At 51.5% G+C, this 16,910-nt stretch carries 23 protein-coding genes and 1 other RNA gene; 12 read left to right on the top strand and 12 right to left on the bottom strand.

All coding sequences use genetic code 11. From position 1 onward, the window contains the following. The 3 genes from WH277_RS11380 to WH277_RS11370 all read right to left on the bottom strand — a co-directional run bounded on the left by WH277_RS11380 (position 1) and on the right by WH277_RS11370 (position 1,887). The gene (locus tag WH277_RS11380; protein ID WP_133845745.1) at positions 1 to 603 is read right to left on the bottom strand and encodes an Ail/Lom family outer membrane beta-barrel protein; all 603 of its coding nucleotides are present in this window, start codon (positions 601 to 603) and stop codon (positions 1 to 3) included. A 198-nt stretch (positions 604 to 801) separates the two neighbouring features. Further along, the gene (gene apt, locus WH277_RS11375; RefSeq protein WP_133845746.1) at positions 802 to 1,353 is read right to left on the bottom strand and encodes an adenine phosphoribosyltransferase; all 552 of its coding nucleotides are present in this window, start codon (positions 1,351 to 1,353) and stop codon (positions 802 to 804) included. Positions 1,354 to 1,509: 156 nt separating this feature from the next. Further along, on the bottom strand, positions 1,510 to 1,887 hold the full coding sequence (locus tag WH277_RS11370) for a DUF454 family protein (RefSeq protein ID WP_133845747.1): 378 nt from the start codon (positions 1,885 to 1,887) through the stop codon (positions 1,510 to 1,512). Between the two features lie 66 nt (positions 1,888 to 1,953). Between WH277_RS11370 and priC the strand changes: the two genes are divergently transcribed. The 3 genes from priC (at position 1,954) to rsmS (ending at position 2,989) form a co-directional block, all read left to right on the top strand. Further along, positions 1,954 to 2,490: a primosomal replication protein PriC gene (priC, locus tag WH277_RS11365; RefSeq protein WP_133845748.1), complete on the top strand. Its 537-nt coding sequence runs from the start codon at positions 1,954 to 1,956 to the stop codon at positions 2,488 to 2,490. 67 nt (positions 2,491 to 2,557) lie between these two features. After that, on the top strand, positions 2,558 to 2,803 hold the full coding sequence (locus WH277_RS11360; protein ID WP_133845749.1) for a GlsB/YeaQ/YmgE family stress response membrane protein: 246 nt from the start codon (positions 2,558 to 2,560) through the stop codon (positions 2,801 to 2,803). A 36-nt stretch (positions 2,804 to 2,839) separates the two neighbouring features. Then, positions 2,840 to 2,989, top strand: coding sequence for a pleiotropic regulatory protein RsmS (gene rsmS / locus WH277_RS11355; protein WP_133845750.1), 150 nt, complete (start codon positions 2,840 to 2,842; stop codon positions 2,987 to 2,989). A 7-nt stretch (positions 2,990 to 2,996) separates the two neighbouring features. On the opposite strand, the gene acrR is transcribed toward rsmS, so the two are convergent. Then, entirely contained in the window at positions 2,997 to 3,635 is a 639-nt protein-coding gene (gene acrR / locus WH277_RS11350; protein ID WP_133845751.1) for a multidrug efflux transporter transcriptional repressor AcrR, read from the bottom strand. Between the two features lie 141 nt (positions 3,636 to 3,776). On the opposite strand from acrR, the gene WH277_RS11345 reads away from it, so the two are divergent. From WH277_RS11345 to ykgO, 4 genes are all read left to right on the top strand, one after another. Beyond that, positions 3,777 to 4,979 carry an efflux RND transporter periplasmic adaptor subunit gene (locus tag WH277_RS11345; protein WP_133845752.1) on the top strand — a complete coding sequence of 401 codons (1,203 nt, stop codon included), beginning with the start codon at positions 3,777 to 3,779 and terminating at the stop codon, positions 4,977 to 4,979. A gap of 16 nt (positions 4,980 to 4,995) precedes the next feature. Then, the gene (gene acrB, locus WH277_RS11340; protein ID WP_133845753.1) at positions 4,996 to 8,148 is read left to right on the top strand and encodes a multidrug efflux RND transporter permease subunit AcrB; all 3,153 of its coding nucleotides are present in this window, start codon (positions 4,996 to 4,998) and stop codon (positions 8,146 to 8,148) included. 141 nt (positions 8,149 to 8,289) lie between these two features. Then, positions 8,290 to 8,550, top strand: a complete 261-nt coding sequence (locus WH277_RS11335) for a type B 50S ribosomal protein L31 (RefSeq protein WP_133845754.1) — start codon at positions 8,290 to 8,292, stop codon at positions 8,548 to 8,550. A gap of 9 nt (positions 8,551 to 8,559) precedes the next feature. After that, positions 8,560 to 8,703 (top strand): type B 50S ribosomal protein L36, encoded by a 144-nt coding sequence (gene ykgO / locus WH277_RS11330; RefSeq protein WP_012442195.1) that lies wholly within the window; start codon positions 8,560 to 8,562, stop codon positions 8,701 to 8,703. A gap of 114 nt (positions 8,704 to 8,817) precedes the next feature. Here ykgO and WH277_RS11325 read toward each other — a convergent pair whose 3' ends face one another. Genes WH277_RS11325 through WH277_RS11310 form a run of 4 tightly spaced genes read right to left on the bottom strand, consistent with a single transcriptional unit; the run spans position 8,818 to position 11,373 of the window. Further along, a complete protein-coding gene (locus WH277_RS11325; protein ID WP_339505685.1) occupies positions 8,818 to 9,696 on the bottom strand; it encodes a metal ABC transporter substrate-binding protein in 879 nt (292 codons plus the stop codon). 2 nt (positions 9,697 to 9,698) lie between these two features. Further along, entirely contained in the window at positions 9,699 to 10,562 is an 864-nt protein-coding gene (locus tag WH277_RS11320; protein ID WP_133845756.1) for a metal ABC transporter permease, read from the bottom strand. Beyond that, positions 10,559 to 11,248, bottom strand: coding sequence for a metal ABC transporter ATP-binding protein (locus WH277_RS11315; protein WP_133845757.1), 690 nt, complete (start codon positions 11,246 to 11,248; stop codon positions 10,559 to 10,561). The genes WH277_RS11320 and WH277_RS11315 overlap by 4 nt, the downstream gene beginning before the upstream one ends. After that, positions 11,248 to 11,373 carry a hypothetical protein gene (locus WH277_RS11310; RefSeq protein ID WP_259151068.1) on the bottom strand — a complete coding sequence of 42 codons (126 nt, stop codon included), beginning with the start codon at positions 11,371 to 11,373 and terminating at the stop codon, positions 11,248 to 11,250. The genes WH277_RS11315 and WH277_RS11310 overlap by 1 nt, the downstream gene beginning before the upstream one ends. 286 nt (positions 11,374 to 11,659) lie before the next feature. On the opposite strand from WH277_RS11310, the gene WH277_RS11305 reads away from it, so the two are divergent. From WH277_RS11305 to WH277_RS11295, 3 genes are all read left to right on the top strand, one after another. Next, entirely contained in the window at positions 11,660 to 12,013 is a 354-nt protein-coding gene (locus WH277_RS11305) for a hypothetical protein (RefSeq protein WP_133845758.1), read from the top strand. Positions 12,014 to 12,160: 147 nt separating this feature from the next. Beyond that, complete coding sequence (gene tomB, locus WH277_RS11300; RefSeq protein WP_133845759.1) at positions 12,161 to 12,541, top strand: Hha toxicity modulator TomB; 381 nt, start codon at positions 12,161 to 12,163, stop codon at positions 12,539 to 12,541. A gap of 29 nt (positions 12,542 to 12,570) precedes the next feature. Beyond that, a complete protein-coding gene (locus WH277_RS11295; protein WP_133845760.1) occupies positions 12,571 to 12,789 on the top strand; it encodes an HHA domain-containing protein in 219 nt (72 codons plus the stop codon). Between the two features lie 59 nt (positions 12,790 to 12,848). Here the strand turns inward: WH277_RS11295 and ffs are convergent. Then, positions 12,849 to 12,945, bottom strand: an RNA gene (gene ffs, locus WH277_RS11290) — signal recognition particle sRNA small type. A 133-nt stretch (positions 12,946 to 13,078) separates the two neighbouring features. Here ffs and WH277_RS11285 point away from each other — a divergent pair. Further along, entirely contained in the window at positions 13,079 to 13,393 is a 315-nt protein-coding gene (locus tag WH277_RS11285) for an MGMT family protein (protein ID WP_133845785.1), read from the top strand. Between the two features lie 29 nt (positions 13,394 to 13,422). Here WH277_RS11285 and WH277_RS11280 read toward each other — a convergent pair whose 3' ends face one another. Continuing rightward, entirely contained in the window at positions 13,423 to 13,980 is a 558-nt protein-coding gene (locus WH277_RS11280) for a YbaY family lipoprotein (protein ID WP_133845761.1), read from the bottom strand. Positions 13,981 to 14,205: 225 nt separating this feature from the next. Here WH277_RS11280 and tesB point away from each other — a divergent pair, with 225 nt between their 5' ends. Continuing rightward, positions 14,206 to 15,066, top strand: a complete 861-nt coding sequence (gene tesB, locus WH277_RS11275; RefSeq protein WP_133845762.1) for an acyl-CoA thioesterase II — start codon at positions 14,206 to 14,208, stop codon at positions 15,064 to 15,066. A gap of 94 nt (positions 15,067 to 15,160) precedes the next feature. Here the strand turns inward: tesB and amtB are convergent, their stop codons facing one another. Continuing rightward, positions 15,161 to 16,462 (bottom strand): ammonium transporter AmtB, encoded by a 1,302-nt coding sequence (gene amtB, locus WH277_RS11270; protein WP_171148780.1) that lies wholly within the window; start codon positions 16,460 to 16,462, stop codon positions 15,161 to 15,163. A gap of 19 nt (positions 16,463 to 16,481) precedes the next feature. Continuing rightward, complete coding sequence (gene glnK / locus WH277_RS11265; RefSeq protein WP_007886947.1) at positions 16,482 to 16,820, bottom strand: P-II family nitrogen regulator; 339 nt, start codon at positions 16,818 to 16,820, stop codon at positions 16,482 to 16,484. Between the last annotated feature and the right edge of the window lie 90 nt (positions 16,821 to 16,910).

Raw genomic sequence — 16,910 nt, 5'->3', positions numbered from 1 at the left:
TCAGAATCGATAACCTATCCCAACATTAAACCCGTTGCTGGACGTTTTCTGCACGTGCCCGGCCTGGTAGCCAACATCCACCGCTACGTTATCAATCAGGTTGAACTGCACCCCTGCTCCCCAGGCAAAACGCGCATCAAATATTTTATAGCGCCCGGTACTGTCCCGGCCTGGGTTATGGTAGTCAGTCTGGTTGCTGCTGCTTTCCCAGCCCGCCCCTCCCAGCAAGTAAAGGCTGGCCCAGCTCGTCGCCCGCCAGGCAGGCCCGACCATCAGGCTATAGTAACGCACGCGGTGGTGCTTCACTTCTCGGGCATCGCTTCCTCCGACACTCTGGCTACCCCTGCCGCTCATGCCGCTGAAAGAGACCATCGCGCTCAGAGGTAATTCCGGGATTTCATAGCGATACTTCGCATTGACCCCTTTCATGGCTTTGAAATGTGAGATGTGGCTTTCAGTGTAACCCAGCGTGAAAGTATGCCGCCCGCTAAAGCTTTCCGGTGGGTAGGCCTGCTGTAACGGCTTTTGTGTGGTGCTGGCAACAACGTCTTCAGCCCCGGCAAGCAGGGGAAAAAACAGCAATACAGTCATGGTTTTTTTCATTTCACTCTTCCCTGACGCCTGTGAAATCACAGCTTGATGTTGGCTGTCGTATTTTAGAGCAGAGAATCAACCGTTCGCCGCGAATCGTGCCGAACAGCGGGCGAGCGCATTTTTAGTATTGATAAAGGGGCGGGAAGCGAAAAGCGGGAAAAAGAAGAGAGTCGTAACAAGGCCGGGGTTAACCCGGCCTGATCAAGCTTAGTGACCGGGGAAGTTCACCAGGCTGTAGCTTTCAATACCCTGCGCTTTCAGGCGAGATTCGCCGGTCAAATCAAACAGGTTAATGATAAATGCAGCGTCTTTTACGCTGCCACCTGCACGGCGAATCAGCTTCACCGTTGCTTCAATAGTGCCACCGGTTGCCAGCAAGTCATCGATCACCAGAACAATATCACCCGGCTGAATCGCATCACAGTGCAGTTCCAGCGTGTCTGTGCCGTATTCCAGCTCATAGGTTTCAGCAAAGGTTTTACGTGGCAGTTTGCCCGGCTTACGTACCGGCACAAAACCTACTCCCAGTCCTAGCGCAACCGGTGCACCGAACAAAAACCCTCGCGCTTCAGTGCCCACTACTTTGGTGATGCCAGCGTCACGATAGCGTTCAACCAACAGTTCAATGCTCAATGCAAACGCTTTCGGATCTTCCAGCAGGCTGGTCACGTCACGAAAGAGAATACCCGGCTTTGGGTAATCCGGGATGCTTTTGATACTGTTTTTAATCAATTCAAGCTGCTGCGCAGTCGCGGTCATAATGTTATGCCTGGTAAATACAAATCTGACTCGCGCAGCTTCATTCCACTCTGCGGCAGGGTTGCCGGGTGAAATTCAGACGTTGAGGGGAAGCCGCGCACGAAAACGACCAAATCTATGCAAACCGCCGGACAATTGCAACCGTGTTAAGCAAAATCACCGCTTTTCTTGCCCTTCATCAACCACGGGTATACGAATCATAAAGACCAGCAGCGCGCAGAGGATCGCCAACAGTAACAGACGCACCCAAAGGATCTTGACCATCCACAGCGAAAAAGCAAAAGTGATCAGAATAAACAGGATCGCCCTGCCCTTAGCACCTGGAGGCATCGCCCGGTGTTGCTGCCAGTGACGCAAATATCGACCAAATACCGAGCGGTGCAGCAGCCAGTAATGAAAACGCGGTGAAGAACGGGCAAAACACCAGGCGGCCAGCAGTAAGAATGGCGTGGTGGGCAGCAACGGCAACACCACTCCCAACGTCGCTAACACCACAGCAAGCCAGCCTAAAACAATAAGAATATAACGTTGCATGGCACACCCGGAAAAATGTCTCAGAATCAGGGTATCATACAGAGCATTACCGCCACGGAGAATAAGATGAAAAGCGCAGGTTTACTGCAACAACTCGATATGCAACTCGAACAACTTGCGCACGCCGTGGAACCTCATGCCAATAATCGCACTGCACAGGCACGCTTCGATATTAAATTGTTTCACTGCCACACCACCCGACTGGGCGATTATTTACTGGAAGTTCGCCAGACGATGGCACAGCTGAAACAAAGCGTGCGTGATAACCGTATGGAGAGCGTGGCCTGGATGGCTGAACGGGTAGTGATGCAGATGAGCGCCCTGCAACGTGAGCTGGCAACGCAGAAAATGCGTCGCAGCGAGTCTCGCCCTGTTCCGGTCAAAGAGAATTTATATGAGAAACTGGCCGAGCATCAGGATTTCGAACGTCGCTTACGTGCCATGATTATCGACCGGGAGAGTTTGCTGGCCGTGCAGGAAACCCTGGCACAACAGCAACAGTTGCAACGGGAAGTCGCTGCTCTGGAAGGACGGTTACAGCGATGTTTGCAAGCCCTCAAGCGAATTGAACGCGCCATTGAAAATCGCGAACGTAGCAGCTAGCCTCGTCTCATCCCCTGCCGAATCGGGGACTATAATAGTCACATTGCCCTGTAACTGGAGAGCGAAAATGGGTCTGATTTCCTGGATAATCATCGGTCTTCTGGTGGGTTTTATTGCACGCTATTTTTTTCCTGGCCGCCCGGGCGGGCTGGTGCCCACATTAGTACTTGCCGCCGTGGGAGCGTTGATTGGCGGCTATATCAGTACCTATATGAATAACGGCACGCTGGCCACCCTCGACCCACATACGATGCTGACTTCACTTATAGGTGCACTGGTGATGACGGGTATCGTCAAAATTTTACGTATCTGACCGCTGATTGTCTGCATTCAGAAATAAGGAGCAAGTATGTCACTGGAAACCGCGCCGGAAGAAATCAAACTCGCCGTCGATTTGATTATGCTGTTGGAAGAAAATCATGTTGCACCAGAAACCGTTCTGGCTGCGCTGGCGATCGTACAGCGGGATTTTGAACAGAAAGTCGCCAGCCAGTCATAATCGGCGGTTAAACTGACTGACGTAACGTCGGACAGAGCGCCAGCATATCAATGAGCGTTTCCACTAATTGCGGCGCATCACCGGCTAAATCAAAACTGCCCGGCATAAATAACCAGTTTTCCATGATGCCACTGATGTAGCCACGCATCACAACGGCAGCACGCCGGGTATCCAGATTTTCGGGGAGTTGTTTTGCATCAATGCACTGCGATAAAACCTCTTCTATCTTTTCATAACATTCAAGATAGAGATTTTGTTGCATCAGTTGTAGGGTAGTCATTTCTCCAACAAACTCACATTTGTGGTAAATAATTTCCATAAGTGCACGCCTTCTTGGGTCACTGGCTGCTGCGTCAAGGACATACAACAACATTGCGCGCATTACAGATAGTGGATCAGAAGGATATTTTGATTGATACTCAAGCTCCAGGTCCGCCATTCCGGATTCGGATTGCGCCCAGATTTCATTCAGCAAATCAGTTTTATTTTTGAAATGCCAGTAAATAGCACCCCGCGTCACGCCAGCACTTGAGGCAATATCCGCCAGTGACGTTTTGGATACGCCATGTTCAGAGAAGCGCTTAATTGCGGCATCAATGATGTGATTGCGCGTTTCCTGCGCCTGTTGTTTGGTATTTCGTGCCATGAGGGTGTGATTTACAAAGAGTTAGACTTACATACATTTCCGAATGTATGTACCATATCACGACCATAATTTAAACGCAGCAATGGGTTTATGGGTTTGTAATCCATTGAACAATCGATATCGGACACTCGAGGTTTATTTATGAACAAAAACAGAGGGTTAACGCCTCTGGCGGCCGTTCTGATGCTCTCAGGCAGCTTAGTGCTAACGGGTTGTGACAACAAAGAATCTCAGCAAGCCGGACAGCAACAGCAGGCACCTGAAGTGGGTATCACAACGTTGAAAAGCGCCCCGCTTAAAATTACTACCGACCTGCCAGGTCGAACCTCATCGTTCCGTATTGCAGAAGTTCGCCCACAGGTATCTGGCATTATTCTGAAACGCAACTTCGTTGAGGGTAGCGATATCAAGGCTGGCGAGTCTTTATATCAAATTGACCCCGCCACATATCAAGCTGCTTATAGCAGTGCGAAAGGTGATCTGGCACAGGCACAAGCCAATGCACAGATTGCCGCATTGACGGTAAAACGCTACAAGCCCCTGTTGGGTACTAAGTACATCAGCCAGCAGGACTACGACCAGGCAATGGCAACGCAAAGCCAGACCGCCGCTGCCGTTCAGGCTGCTCAGGCCACTGTAGAAACAGCACGCATCAACCTCGCCTATACTCGAGTGACCTCACCTATCAGCGGTCGCATCGGTAAATCGTCGGTGACGGAAGGCGCTTTAGTTGCCAGTGCGCAAACCACTGCGTTGGCAACCGTACAGCAACTTGACCCTATCTATGTTGATGTGACCCAATCCAGCGAAGATTTCATGCGCCTGCGTGATGAACTGAATTCCGGCAAACTTCAGCAGACCAATGGTAAAGCTGAAGTCAAACTACTGATGCAAAATGGTAGCGAATACGCGCAGAGCGGAACATTAGAATTCTCTGATGTCACTGTGGATGAAACCACAGGTTCGATCACATTACGTGCCGTGTTCCCTAACCCTGATCATAGTCTGCTGCCGGGTATGTTTGTGCGTGCCCGTCTGGATGAAGGCACCAACCCGAATGCACTGTTGGTTCCTCAACAGGGTGTGACCCGTACGCCAACCGGTCAGGCAACTGCCATGGTTGTGGGCGCGGACAATAAGGTTGAAGTCCGTAATCTGACTGCCGACCAGGCATTTGGTGATAAGTGGCTGGTGTCTGCCGGTCTGAAAGATGGCGATCGTGTGATTGTGACCGGTCTGCAACGCGTGAAACCTGGTGCAGCGGTAACGCCTCAGGAAGTCAGCGATGACAGCGCCAAAGCAGGTTCCGAGTCTCAGGCAAAGTCTGAACAACCGAAGTCTTAACAGGAGCCACTGAGACATGGCTAAGTTTTTTATCGATCGCCCCATCTTTGCCTGGGTAATCGCCATCATTATTATGTTGGCGGGTGCGCTGTCGATTCTTAAACTACCGATCGAGCAATATCCAAACGTTGCTCCAACGGCAATTGAGATCACAGCAACCTACCCTGGCGCTGATGCGAAAACACTGCAAGACTCCGTCACGCAGGTTATCGAACAAAACATGAACGGCATCGACGGCCTGATGTATATGGGCTCCAGCAGTGACTCCTCCGGGACGCTGCAGCTGACGCTGACCTTTGAATCAGGGACTAATGCTGACATCGCTCAGGTACAGGTGCAGAACAAACTGCAACTGGCGATGCCGCTACTGCCGCAGGAAGTGCAACAACAGGGGATTAAGGTTCAGAAATCCTCGAGCAGCTTCCTGATGGTCGCCGGTTTCATCAATGACAACGGCACCATGACCCAGAACGATCTCTCCGACTATGTCGGGTCGAACATTAAAGACCCTATCAGTCGAGTGTCAGGCGTGGGTGATACACAGCTGTTCGGTGCACAGTACGCCATGCGCATCTGGATGGACCCTCACAAGCTCAATAACTACTCGCTCACGCCCGTTGATGTCATTAGTGCCATCAATACCCAGAACGCCCAGGTGGCAGCGGGTCAGCTCGGCGGTTCTCCGCCTGTTGCCGGCCAGCAGCTTAACGCGTCTATTATTGCGCAGACACGCCTGACCTCGGCGGAAGAGTTCGGCAAAATTCTGCTGAAGGTGAATACCGACGGTTCGCGTGTTCGTCTGAGTGATGTCGCGCATATTGAGCTGGGTGGTGAAAACTACGAGATTATTGCCCGTTATAATGGACAACCGGCTTCCGGTCTGGGGATCAAGCTGGCAACCGGCGCTAACGCACTGGATACCGCCGCCGCCGTTAAGGCAGAACTCACCAAGCTGGAGCCTTTCTTCCCTGCCGGGATGAAGGTGGTTTATCCGTATGACACCACGCCATTCGTTAAGATTTCGATTAACGAAGTGGTGAAGACGCTGGTCGAAGCTATCGTGCTGGTGTTCCTGGTCATGTATCTGTTCCTGCAAAACTTCCGCGCAACGCTGATCCCAACGATCGCAGTGCCAGTCGTACTACTGGGAACGTTTGCCATTATTAGCGCCTTCGGATACTCGATAAACACGCTAACGATGTTCGGGATGGTGCTGGCCATCGGCCTGCTGGTGGATGACGCCATTGTGGTGGTGGAAAACGTCGAGCGCGTCATGGCCGAAGAGGGCCTGCCACCGAAAGAAGCCACACGTAAGTCAATGGATCAGATCCAGGGGGCGTTGGTTGGTATTGCCCTTGTACTGTCGGCTGTATTTATCCCGATGGCATTCTTCGGCGGCTCTACCGGCGTTATCTACCGTCAGTTCTCAATTACCATTGTTTCTGCGATGGTGTTGTCGGTAGTGGTGGCGTTGATCCTGACCCCGGCACTCTGTGCAACGATGCTGAAACCGATTGCGAAAGGCGATCACGGTAAGACGACTGGATTCTTCGGCTGGTTTAACCGCCTGTTCGACAAGAGTACCAATCATTATACCGAAAGTGTTGGCCACATCGTTCGCAGTACCGGTCGTTATCTGGTGATTTACCTGCTGATTTTCGTGGGCATGGCTTTCCTGTTCCTGCGTCTGCCGACCTCCTTCCTACCGGAAGAAGATCAGGGTGTGTTCCTGACGATGGCCCAGCTCCCTGCTGGTGCGACTCAGGAGCGTACTCAGAAAGTGCTGGACCAGGTGACGGATTACTACCTGAATAAAGAAAAAGCTACGGTTAACTCTGTGTTTACTGTTAACGGCTTTGGCTTTGCAGGTCGTGGTCAGAACACCGGCCTCGCCTTTGTCAGTCTGAAGCCGTGGGATGAACGTCCAGGTGCCGACAATAAGGTTCCTGCAATTGCCGGGCGGGCAATGGGCGCACTTTCCGTCATTAAAGATGCGATGGTGATTCCTTTCAACCTGCCAGCCATTGTTGAACTGGGTCAGGCAACAGGCTTCGACTTCCAGCTAATCGATCAGGGCGGTTTAGGCCATGAAAAACTGACTGCCGCACGTAACCAGCTGCTGGGTATGATTGCCCAACATCCGGATGTACTGGTGGGTGTGCGTCCTAACGGACTGGAAGACACTCCGCAGTACAAACTGACTATCGACCAGGAAAAAGCACAGGCGCTGGGGGTATCGCTGTCTGATATCAACACCACACTGGCAGCCGCCTGGGGTGGCTCCTATGTCAATGACTTCATTGACCGTGGTCGCGTTAAGAAAGTCTACGTGATGGGTGAAGCACCTTACCGTATGTTGCCTGGTGATATCGGCAACTGGTATGTGCGTTCTACCAGCGGCGAAATGGTGTCATTTAATGCCTTTGCGTCAGCCAACTGGGTTTATGGTTCGCCACGTCTGGAGCGTTATAACGGCCTTCCATCCATGGAGCTGTTAGGGCAACCAGCACCGGGTAAAAGCTCCGGTGAAGCCATGGACCTGATGCAGGATCTGGCCTCTAAGCTGCCAACCGGTATCGGCTATGACTGGACGGGCATGTCTTACCAGGAGCGTTTATCTGGTAACCAGGCTCCAGCGCTGTACGCCATCTCACTGATTGTGGTGTTCCTGTGTCTGGCAGCGCTGTATGAGAGCTGGTCAATTCCGTTCTCTGTCATGCTGGTGGTGCCATTGGGTGTGGTCGGTGCGCTGATCTTCACCACCCTGCGCGGGTTAAGTAATGACGTTTACTTTGTTGTGGGGCTGCTAACAACCATAGGGTTGTCGGCGAAGAACGCCATCCTGATAGTCGAGTTTGCTAAAGACCTGATGGAAAAAGAAGGCAAAGGGCTGGTTGAGGCCACGCTGGAAGCGGTGCGCATGCGTTTACGTCCGATTCTGATGACCTCTCTGGCCTTTATCCTGGGTGTTCTCCCGCTGGCTATCAGTAGCGGTGCAGGCTCCGGTGCTCAGAACGCCGTTGGTACGGGCGTAATGGGCGGTATGGTCACTGCAACCGTCCTGGCAATCTTCTTCGTTCCTGTGTTCTTCGTGGTGGTCCGCCGCCGCTTCAGTAAGAACAAAGAGGAGCTGGAACACAGCCATCCGGTTGATTCACAGCATCACTAATCAACGCTGAGTTGATGTGAATAAGAGGCTGCCTTCGGGCGGCCTTTTTTTTTGCTATTTCCCTGCCCTTTCTGCGGTTGCAATTTAAAAAGCGGCAGCGCATACTATTGTTATAGTATAACATTACATTAAGGGTAGAAAATGAAACAGGGTATTCATCCTGCTTACCGCCAGGTGGTATTCCATGACACCACGGCTGATGCTTACTTTGTGGTGGGTTCCACCATCAAAACTGACCGTACAATCGAACACGAAGGCAAAGAGATGCCATACGTCCTGCTGGACGTCTCTTCTGCCTCACACGTTTATTACACCGGTAAACAGAAAGATTTTGCTAAAGAAGGCAGTGCAGCACGCTTCAGCCAGCGTTTTGGCGGTTTTCTTGGCGCGATGAAAAAATAAGGAGCCATCATGCAGGTATTAAGTTCTCTGGCTTCGGCCAAAAAGCGTCACAAAGATTGCAAAATTGTTCGCCGTCACGGCCGTGTATTTGTCATTTGTAAGAGTAACCCCCGCTTCAAAGCCGTACAGGGCCGGGGCGGAAAGAAACGCTGATTGCTGTAGCCATGTTGTCATGCCAAAGGGGATAGCTTGCGCTATCCCTTTTTTTATCTTTTCGACCAACAGTATCAGCCAAACTACCGTGGCCGGGCGTACCCGGCACACGGTTTACTTCATACTGTTGACCATCGCATTCACATTGTGTTTGAACGCTGCGACATAACTGTCAGCAGCACCGCCCTGAGCAGTCAACGCCTCAGGATAAAGCTCTCCGCCTGATGTGGCGCCACCCGAGGCCGCAATCTGCTTCACCAGGCGCGGGTCGGTCTGGTTTTCAATAAAGTACACGTGGATTTTTTCGTGCTTCAGCTGGGTAATCAATCCGGCAACGTCAGAGGCGCTGGCTTCTGACTCCGTGGAGAAACCCACCGGCGACAGGAACTTCACGCCATAACGCTGGCCGAAATAACCAAACGCATCATGGCTGGTCAGCACCTTACGCTTCTCTTGAGGGATCGTACTGAACGCCTTCTGCGCCCAACTATCCAGCTGTTTCAGCTGCTCAATATACGCGCTCCCCTGTTTACGGAAATAATCCGCATCCTCCGGATCAGCGGCAATCAGCGCATTCATCACATTGGTGGCATAGGTCACACCATTCTGCATACTGTTCCATGCATGCGGATCGGTAATAGTCTGTCCATCCTCTTCCATTTTACGGGTATTGATGCCACTGGATGCCACCACAGTCTGGCCTTTATAGCCAGATGCCGTGATCAGGCGGTCCATCCACCCTTCCATCCCCAGGCCACTCACAAAAACCACATCAGCATGGGCAAGCGCCTGGCTGTCTTTCGGCGTTGGTTCAAAGCTGTGCGGATCGCCATTTGGCCCTACCAGGCTTTTGACGACAACATGCTCACCGCCAACATTTTTCACAATATCAGCCAGCACGGTAAAGCTGGCTACCGCCTCAACTGTTTTTGCCATCGCCAGTGGGGTGGCCATTAATGCTGATAATGCCAGCGCTACAGGTAACTTCTTCATGCTTACTCCTTCACCATAGACAATGTTTTGCGTGAGGAAAAAATTCCGCCGCAAGGTCCGATTAAAATAGAAATAAAGAATAAAATTGCCGCACTGAGCACCACAGCAGGCCCGGCGGGTAATGAGAGATAAAATGAGGCGTACAGACCGCCAAAGCTGGCGAGGGTCGCCAGTAGCATTGCAGCTGCCAGCGTGCCGGAAAGATGCCGACTCCAGAAACGGGCGCTGGCAGCGGGCAGCATCATCAGCCCGACACTCATCAGCGTGCCGAGGACCTGAAAACCTGCCACCAGATTGACTACAACCAGTACAAGGAAAATACCGTGAACCAGTGGTGAGGCCCAACGGTTCTGAGCGCGCAAAAAAGTGGGGTCAAATGCGTCAATCACCAGCGGCCGATAGATCAGGGAAAAAATGAGCAGAGAAACGCCACTGATGGTACTGACCAGCACGATAGAGGGAACATCCACCGCCAGCAGCGAGCCAAACAGCACGTGCAGCAGATCCACGCTGGAACCGCGTAATGACACCAGCGTAACGCCCAGCGCCAGTGAGCCGAGATAGAAACCGGCAAAGCTGGCATCCTCGCGCAAAGGGGTATAACGACTCACTGCACCTGATAAAAGCGCCACCGTCAGTCCGGCAATGGCACCACCAATGCCCATCGCCACCAGTGAGAGACCGGAAAGCAAATAGCCAATCGCCGCACCGGGAAGAACCGCGTGGGACAACGCATCCCCGACCAGGCTCATGCGGCGTAGTAAAAGAAAGACTCCCAGCGGAGTGGCACTGAGAGACAACGCCACACAGGCAACCAGCGCACGACGCATAAAACCAAATTCAATAAACGGGTGTAGCAACATCATGCGCTGGCTCCTCCGCTGCGTCCGAAGTTCAGCCCGGTCACCCCACAGTCGCGGCATGACCACTCGCTGTGCTGTTCTTTCAGGCGTAATACCTGAGGAAAATGCTGTGCCACCGTCGCCATATCATGCAGAACGACGATGAGTGTGCAGCCCGCGTGATGGCGCTCTGCTAACAATGCCAGTAGTAGCGCAATGGTGTCGCTATCAACGCCGCTAAAGGGTTCGTCAAGTAACAGCAATTCCGCATCCTGCACCAGCAGTCGGGCAAACAGTACACGCTGGAGTTGCCCCCCTGATAGGGTCCCAGGTGCCGCTTCCGCAAAGGGAAGCATGTTGACACGATCCAGCGCCGACAGAGCCTGTTGACGCTGCTGACGGGAGATCCCTCTGAACCAGCCGCAGTGCCGCCAGAACCCCATCACCACCAGATCAAACACCGTAAGCGGAAAACTTTTTTCAATGTCAGAATGCTGTGGCAGCCAGGCTATGGAAGGGCGTGGCGTGGTAAAACTGACCGAGCCACTGACAGCAGGCAGCATCCCACATAAGGTTTTCAATAGTGTTGACTTGCCACAGCCGTTTGCGCCGACCAGCGCCGTCATACTGCCACGGGCAAATTCACCGCCCAGCACGGGGCTCACTGCACGGTGCTGATAGCCAACAACGAGTTGATTGAGTACGATCATCAGATAATGGCCCACCAGGTTAGCAGAACCAGCAGACTCACCAGCAGCGCGGTGAGGACCATGCGCAGCCACGCCGGGCAACTCAACAATGTGCCAAGACGTAAAAACACGGGGGAGGAATTCATGGAAATGACACTTTAATGTTATAACATAACAACAAAATAGCGCGAATCGAGCTGTAACGGTAAAGCAAAAATGTATCTAAGTATTTCACTTTACGATAAGGAATATGTCCCTATATATATTAAAAAAACTCAACAAGTCTTTACGCTAGTGACAACCAGAGCATTTAGCGACAAAATAATTAACTGACAAATCATCACCATAGACTACACTTCATTTATACAGCGGTCTATTTTACCATCAGAAGCAATTACCCTGATTAGTAAACATTATCTCTGTGGAGAAAAAATGCGCAAAACCTTACTGTTAAAATATCGTCAAGACGAGCTTAATCCACTAGAATTAATGCAAGAGATACAACAGATAATTCCCAAAATAGAAGATGACCTTGTGGGATCTCTTCAATGGTATTCATCAAATGCGCGATATGTTCCCGACAGTATCAGAATTATTTCCCTGGAACATTTGGAGCAATCGCGTTATAAACTTAACTATAGTTTTCACTGGAACGTGTTCAATGCCTGCCTGGATATTGATACGTTTGAAACAACCAACCAGTCAGTCAATTTTAGCTGGAACGCAGATGCGCTGGTGTTTGATTTCATTGATAACGATCGTAATGCAATGTCAGATGAATTGTAATAATGAGTCAAACATCTAACGTTTATTTTAATTTTAGTTATATTTTGTATAGATAAATTTAGTTGAGATGTATTTATCACTTCCTGGCACACCATGTTTAAAAGTGCAGTCAAATAGCATGTTTCGCAAGCTTAGGAGGGGAAAAAGATGGACGAATACTCGCCGAGAAGGCATGATATTGCCCAGCTTAAATTCTTGAGTGAAAGCCTGTACGATGAAAGCCTTGCAACGTTAGGCGACAGCCATCACGGCTGGGTTAATGATCCTACCTCTGCTGCCAATCTACAGCTTAACGATCTGATTGAGCATATTGCGGCATTCACGATGAATTACAAAATTAAGCACATTGAGGATAGTGATCTGATAACTCAGGTTGATGAATATCTTGATGACACCTTCATGTTGTTCAGTAATTACGGCATTAATGCTCAGGACTTACAGCGCTGGCAGAAATCAGCAAAGAGGCTGTTCAATATTTTTGCAGAAGAATGTGCAACAAGTCGGACCCAGGCCAGCCATTCCTTTTAGCAACCCATTACTTTTTCTACGGTTTAATAATGACAGACAAACTTTTAACGAAAACTGATTATCTTATGCGCCTCAGACGTTGTCGTTCTATCGACACGCTTGAGCGCGTGATTGAAAAGAACAAGTACGAATTATCTGATGACGAATTAGCCATATTTTATTCTGCTGCCGATCACCGTTTGGCGGAACTCACAATGAATAAGCTTTATGACAAGATACCGGTAGCGGTCTGGAAGTTTGTGCGTTAATGAGTGTGGCTGGTTTGAGTAAGGCGGGAAAAGCTGGTAAGGGCAGAATTGGGTGGGGGCCCTGCCAGCTACATCCCGGCACACGCGTCATCTGTTACGGCTGCTTCCTTCCGGATCTGACCGAGTTCACAAATTAGCATTGCGGGAGAACCAACCGGGCCCCCATTGAGTGCCCTGGGTAACCAGAGCGCAGGCATTATCAATGATGCCCCTGCCAATTGCAAGCAACCCCGGGATGACCGTTGGTTTCTTGCACGATCTGCAGTTTATTTCCCCGGTACGGAACACCATGACCTTCGAAGACGATAGCTTTCAACAACGCATCTACACTATTGTCGCCGCCATTCCTTTTGGCTATGTGACCACTTACGGTGAAATCGCTCAGCTAGCCGGTTCTCCTCGTGCCGCACGTCAGGTTGGAGGCGTACTGAAACGCCTGCCTGCGGGGAGTAAACTTCCCTGGTATCGCGTGATTAACCGTAAAGGAGAAATCTCGCTGGTGGGGGACGATCTCGGTCGACAGCGCAGAGCACTAATAGACGAAGGGATTGAAGTCTCCCAGGAAGGAAAGGTCGATCTTAAACGTTATCGCTGGCAACCATGATAACGCCCCTTTCGGGGCGTAAAACTTCGTTACAGTGAGGTGGGTGCCGGTACGGCAGAAGAAGGGGAAACCTGCGTTGGCGATGTTAATGGCACCGTCGTGGCAGCTCCGCTCTGCGTTGGCACGGCAACGGAAGGTACTGGCACCAATGTCAGATCCTGATGTGTTCCACCCGTGGTCACTACCTGCTTCACCGTATCAGTAATAAACAGCATTTTACCGTCGACCGTCACGGCGGCACTCAGCAGAATGCGTGCATTGGGTTGAATGTCTGCCGGATTAAACGGCAAGGTAAACTTGAAAGGCGCCTGCTTACCTTCAGTACGAACAGCACGCTGGGATAGCACCTTCGATGGTGCATCCGCCAGCGAAGCATCCGACAGTGTCACTGTCAGTACCGCATCCGGCGGCAGAGCCACCTTTTGGCGGATCCATACTGTACCGCTCACGTTAGGCTGTTTCATCGTCGTCTGCTGGCCCGCCACCTGGGAGCCGAGCGTCGGCGTCGGCACATCTTTGCTTTTATCAGCACAGCCTGAAATTGCTACAACCAGCGCCGCACCACTTAATACATGCCAAAATTTCATTGATAGTTTCTCCTTCCGATCAATGCTTACGGCAGTCACTTCGCCGCACAAAGACAGTTTTTACTGTCTGCGTAGCTTTAATTCTGGCACAAGTTGCTGATTTTTTCCTGGAAGCACCGCAAGTCTGGCTTTATCAGCTTCCCACACAGATCGCATAAACAGTCGTTGACGCTAACTGGTCGGATCTCGCAAACTGGTGGCGATAAAACTATTGAGGAACAGAATATGGGCCAGGCGTTACAAAACTTGTTAAATCTTCTGGACCTGGAGACGCTGGAAGAGGGTCTGTTTCGTGGGCAGAGCGAAGATCTGGGTTTGCGCCAGGTGTTTGGTGGACAGGTGGTCGGCCAGGCGTTGTATGCGGCCAAACAAACCGTTCCACAGGATCGCATTATCCACTCCTTCCATAGCTATTTCCTGCGCCCGGGCGATAGCCAGAAAGCGATCATTTATGATGTGGAAAATCTGCGCGATGGCCAGAGCTTTAGCGCCCGCCGGGTAAAAGCCGTGCAGAACGGCAAGCCCATTTTTTATATGACGGCCTCATTCCAGGGGCCAGAAAGCGGCTTTGAACATCAGAAAACAATGCCTGAGGTTCCAGGGCCGGATAACTTGCCCTCTGAGACAGACATTGCTCGCCAACTGGCGCAATACATTCCAGAGAAGGCTCGTGATAAGTTTTTATCCGAAAAACCCTTTGAGATCCGCCCGGTGGAGTTCCATAACCCACTCAAAGGACATGTCAGTAAACCCGCCCGCTATACCTGGCTACGCGCCAACGGCAGCATGCCGGAGGATAAACGCATTCATCAGTATCTGCTGGGCTATGCGTCTGACTTCAACTTCCTGCCTGTTTCATTGCAGCCTCACGGAAAAGGTTTTCTGGAGCCAGGTATGCAAGTCGCCACCATTGACCACTCGATGTGGTTCCACCGTCCCTTTGACCTCAACGAATGGCTGCTGTACAGCGTAGAGAGCACTTCTGCCTCCAGTGCCCGTGGTTTTGTGCGCGGTGAGTTCTGGAACCAGCAGGGTGTGCTGGTGGCATCGACGGTGCAGGAAGGGGTGATCCGCCAGCGTTCGTAATCAGAGGCATAAAAAAGCGGGCCATGATGGCCCGCTTCGTGGTTTTTTTTTTTTTTTGGCACTACTTTTCTTCAGCCTTCAGCACAGCAATCACTTACTGGTTGTAAGCATTCTCGCCATGGCTATTGACGTCCAGACCTTCACGCTCCTGATCTTCCGGAACACGCAGGCCCACAATCATATCGGCAACTTTGAAACCGATGAAGGCAACAACCGCAGTCCAGACGATGGTCAGACCGACGCTGAACAGCTGTACCCAGACCTGATGGCCCATGGTGACGCCTTCGGCATAACCCACGCCGCCCAGTGAAGAGGAGGCAAATACGCCGGTCAGGATGCAGCCTACGATACCGCACACACCGTGAACACCGAACACATCACAAGGGTCATCAACACGCAGCCATTTCTTCAGGATGGTCACACCCCAGAGACCGGCTAATCCACCAACCAAACCAATAATCAGTGCACCGCCCACACCCACATAGCCGCAGGCTGGGGTGATAGCCACCAGGCCGGCAATCACGCCAGAGCTGACGCCCAGCAGAGATGGCTTACCGCGCAGCGCCCACTCACCGAAGGTCCAGCTCAGCATCGCACCTGCTGTAGCAATCACGGTGTTGAGGAAGGCCAGACCCGCGATTTCGTTAGCAGCGCTGGCAGAACCTGCATTGAAGCCGAACCAGCCAAAGTACAGAATAGCCGTACCGGTGAACACCATCGGCAGGTTATGGGGTTTGAAAGCTTCTTTACCGAAACCAGCACGTTTACCCACCAGGTAAGCACCCACCAGGCCTGCTACCGCGGCGTTAATGTGAACAACAGTACCGCCCGCAAAGTCCAGCGCGCCGTCAGCTGCCAGGAAGCCGCCTGCCCATACCATGTGTGCAATTGGCAGGTAAGCGAAGGTCAGCCAGATTACAACGAAGATCAACAATGCAGAGAAACGAATACGTTCTGCGATGGAACCGACAATCAGACCCACGGTGATACAGGCGAAGGATGCCTGGAACGCCACGTGGATGTACTGATAGTAAGACCCCATCACCGCAGTAGGGGTGATATTTTTCAGCATTGCCCAGTTGAAGCTACCGAAGAAGGCGTTGCCCTCGCTGAACGCCAGTGAGTAGCCGTAAACCATCCACAGCACACAGACCATCGCGAAGGTCATGGCAACCTGAGTCAGCATCGACAGCACGTTCTTGGCGCGAATCAGGCCGCCGTAGAACAATGCAATACCAGGGATTGTCATAAACAGCACCAGCGCGGTGCAGATCATCATAAAGGCGTTATCAGCTTTGTCGGCTACTGCAGGAGCAGCGGCCATTGCCAGCGACGGTAAAAGAGCAACACCGGCGAGGCCTAACTTAGCGAGTTTTTTCATTTTGTCCCATCCCATCACAATTCTGAGCCCCGAATTACAGTGCTGCTTCGTCAGTTTCGCCGGTGCGAATACGGATGACACGTTGCAGTTCTGCAACGAAGATCTTCCCGTCACCAATTTTGCCTGTGTAGGCCGCTTTACTAATCACATCAACCACTTCATCAAGCTGGTCGTCAGCAATAGCAATATCAATTTTTACTTTTGGCAGGAAGTTCACGCTGTATTCAGCACCGCGATACAGTTCTGCATGCCCTTTCTGGCGGCCGAAGCCTTTGACTTCAGTGACGGTCAGACCCTGAATGCCGATTGACGACAGTGCTTCACGCACGTCTTCCAGTTTGAACGGTTTGATTACCACGGTAACCAGCTTCATACGATCCCCTCCAGGTAAAAAAATAGGTTGTTTCAGCGACACGAAATGATTAAAGCAAAGGCTGTGCCAGAGTTTAAAAATCTGAATTTT

The organism is Erwinia sp. MYb416, from assembly GCF_037479575.1.
Classification (GTDB): domain Bacteria; phylum Pseudomonadota; class Gammaproteobacteria; order Enterobacterales; family Enterobacteriaceae; genus Erwinia; species Erwinia rhapontici.
Note: the sequence above shows the minus strand (reverse complement) of the source record. Positions and strands in the feature narration are given on the sequence as shown.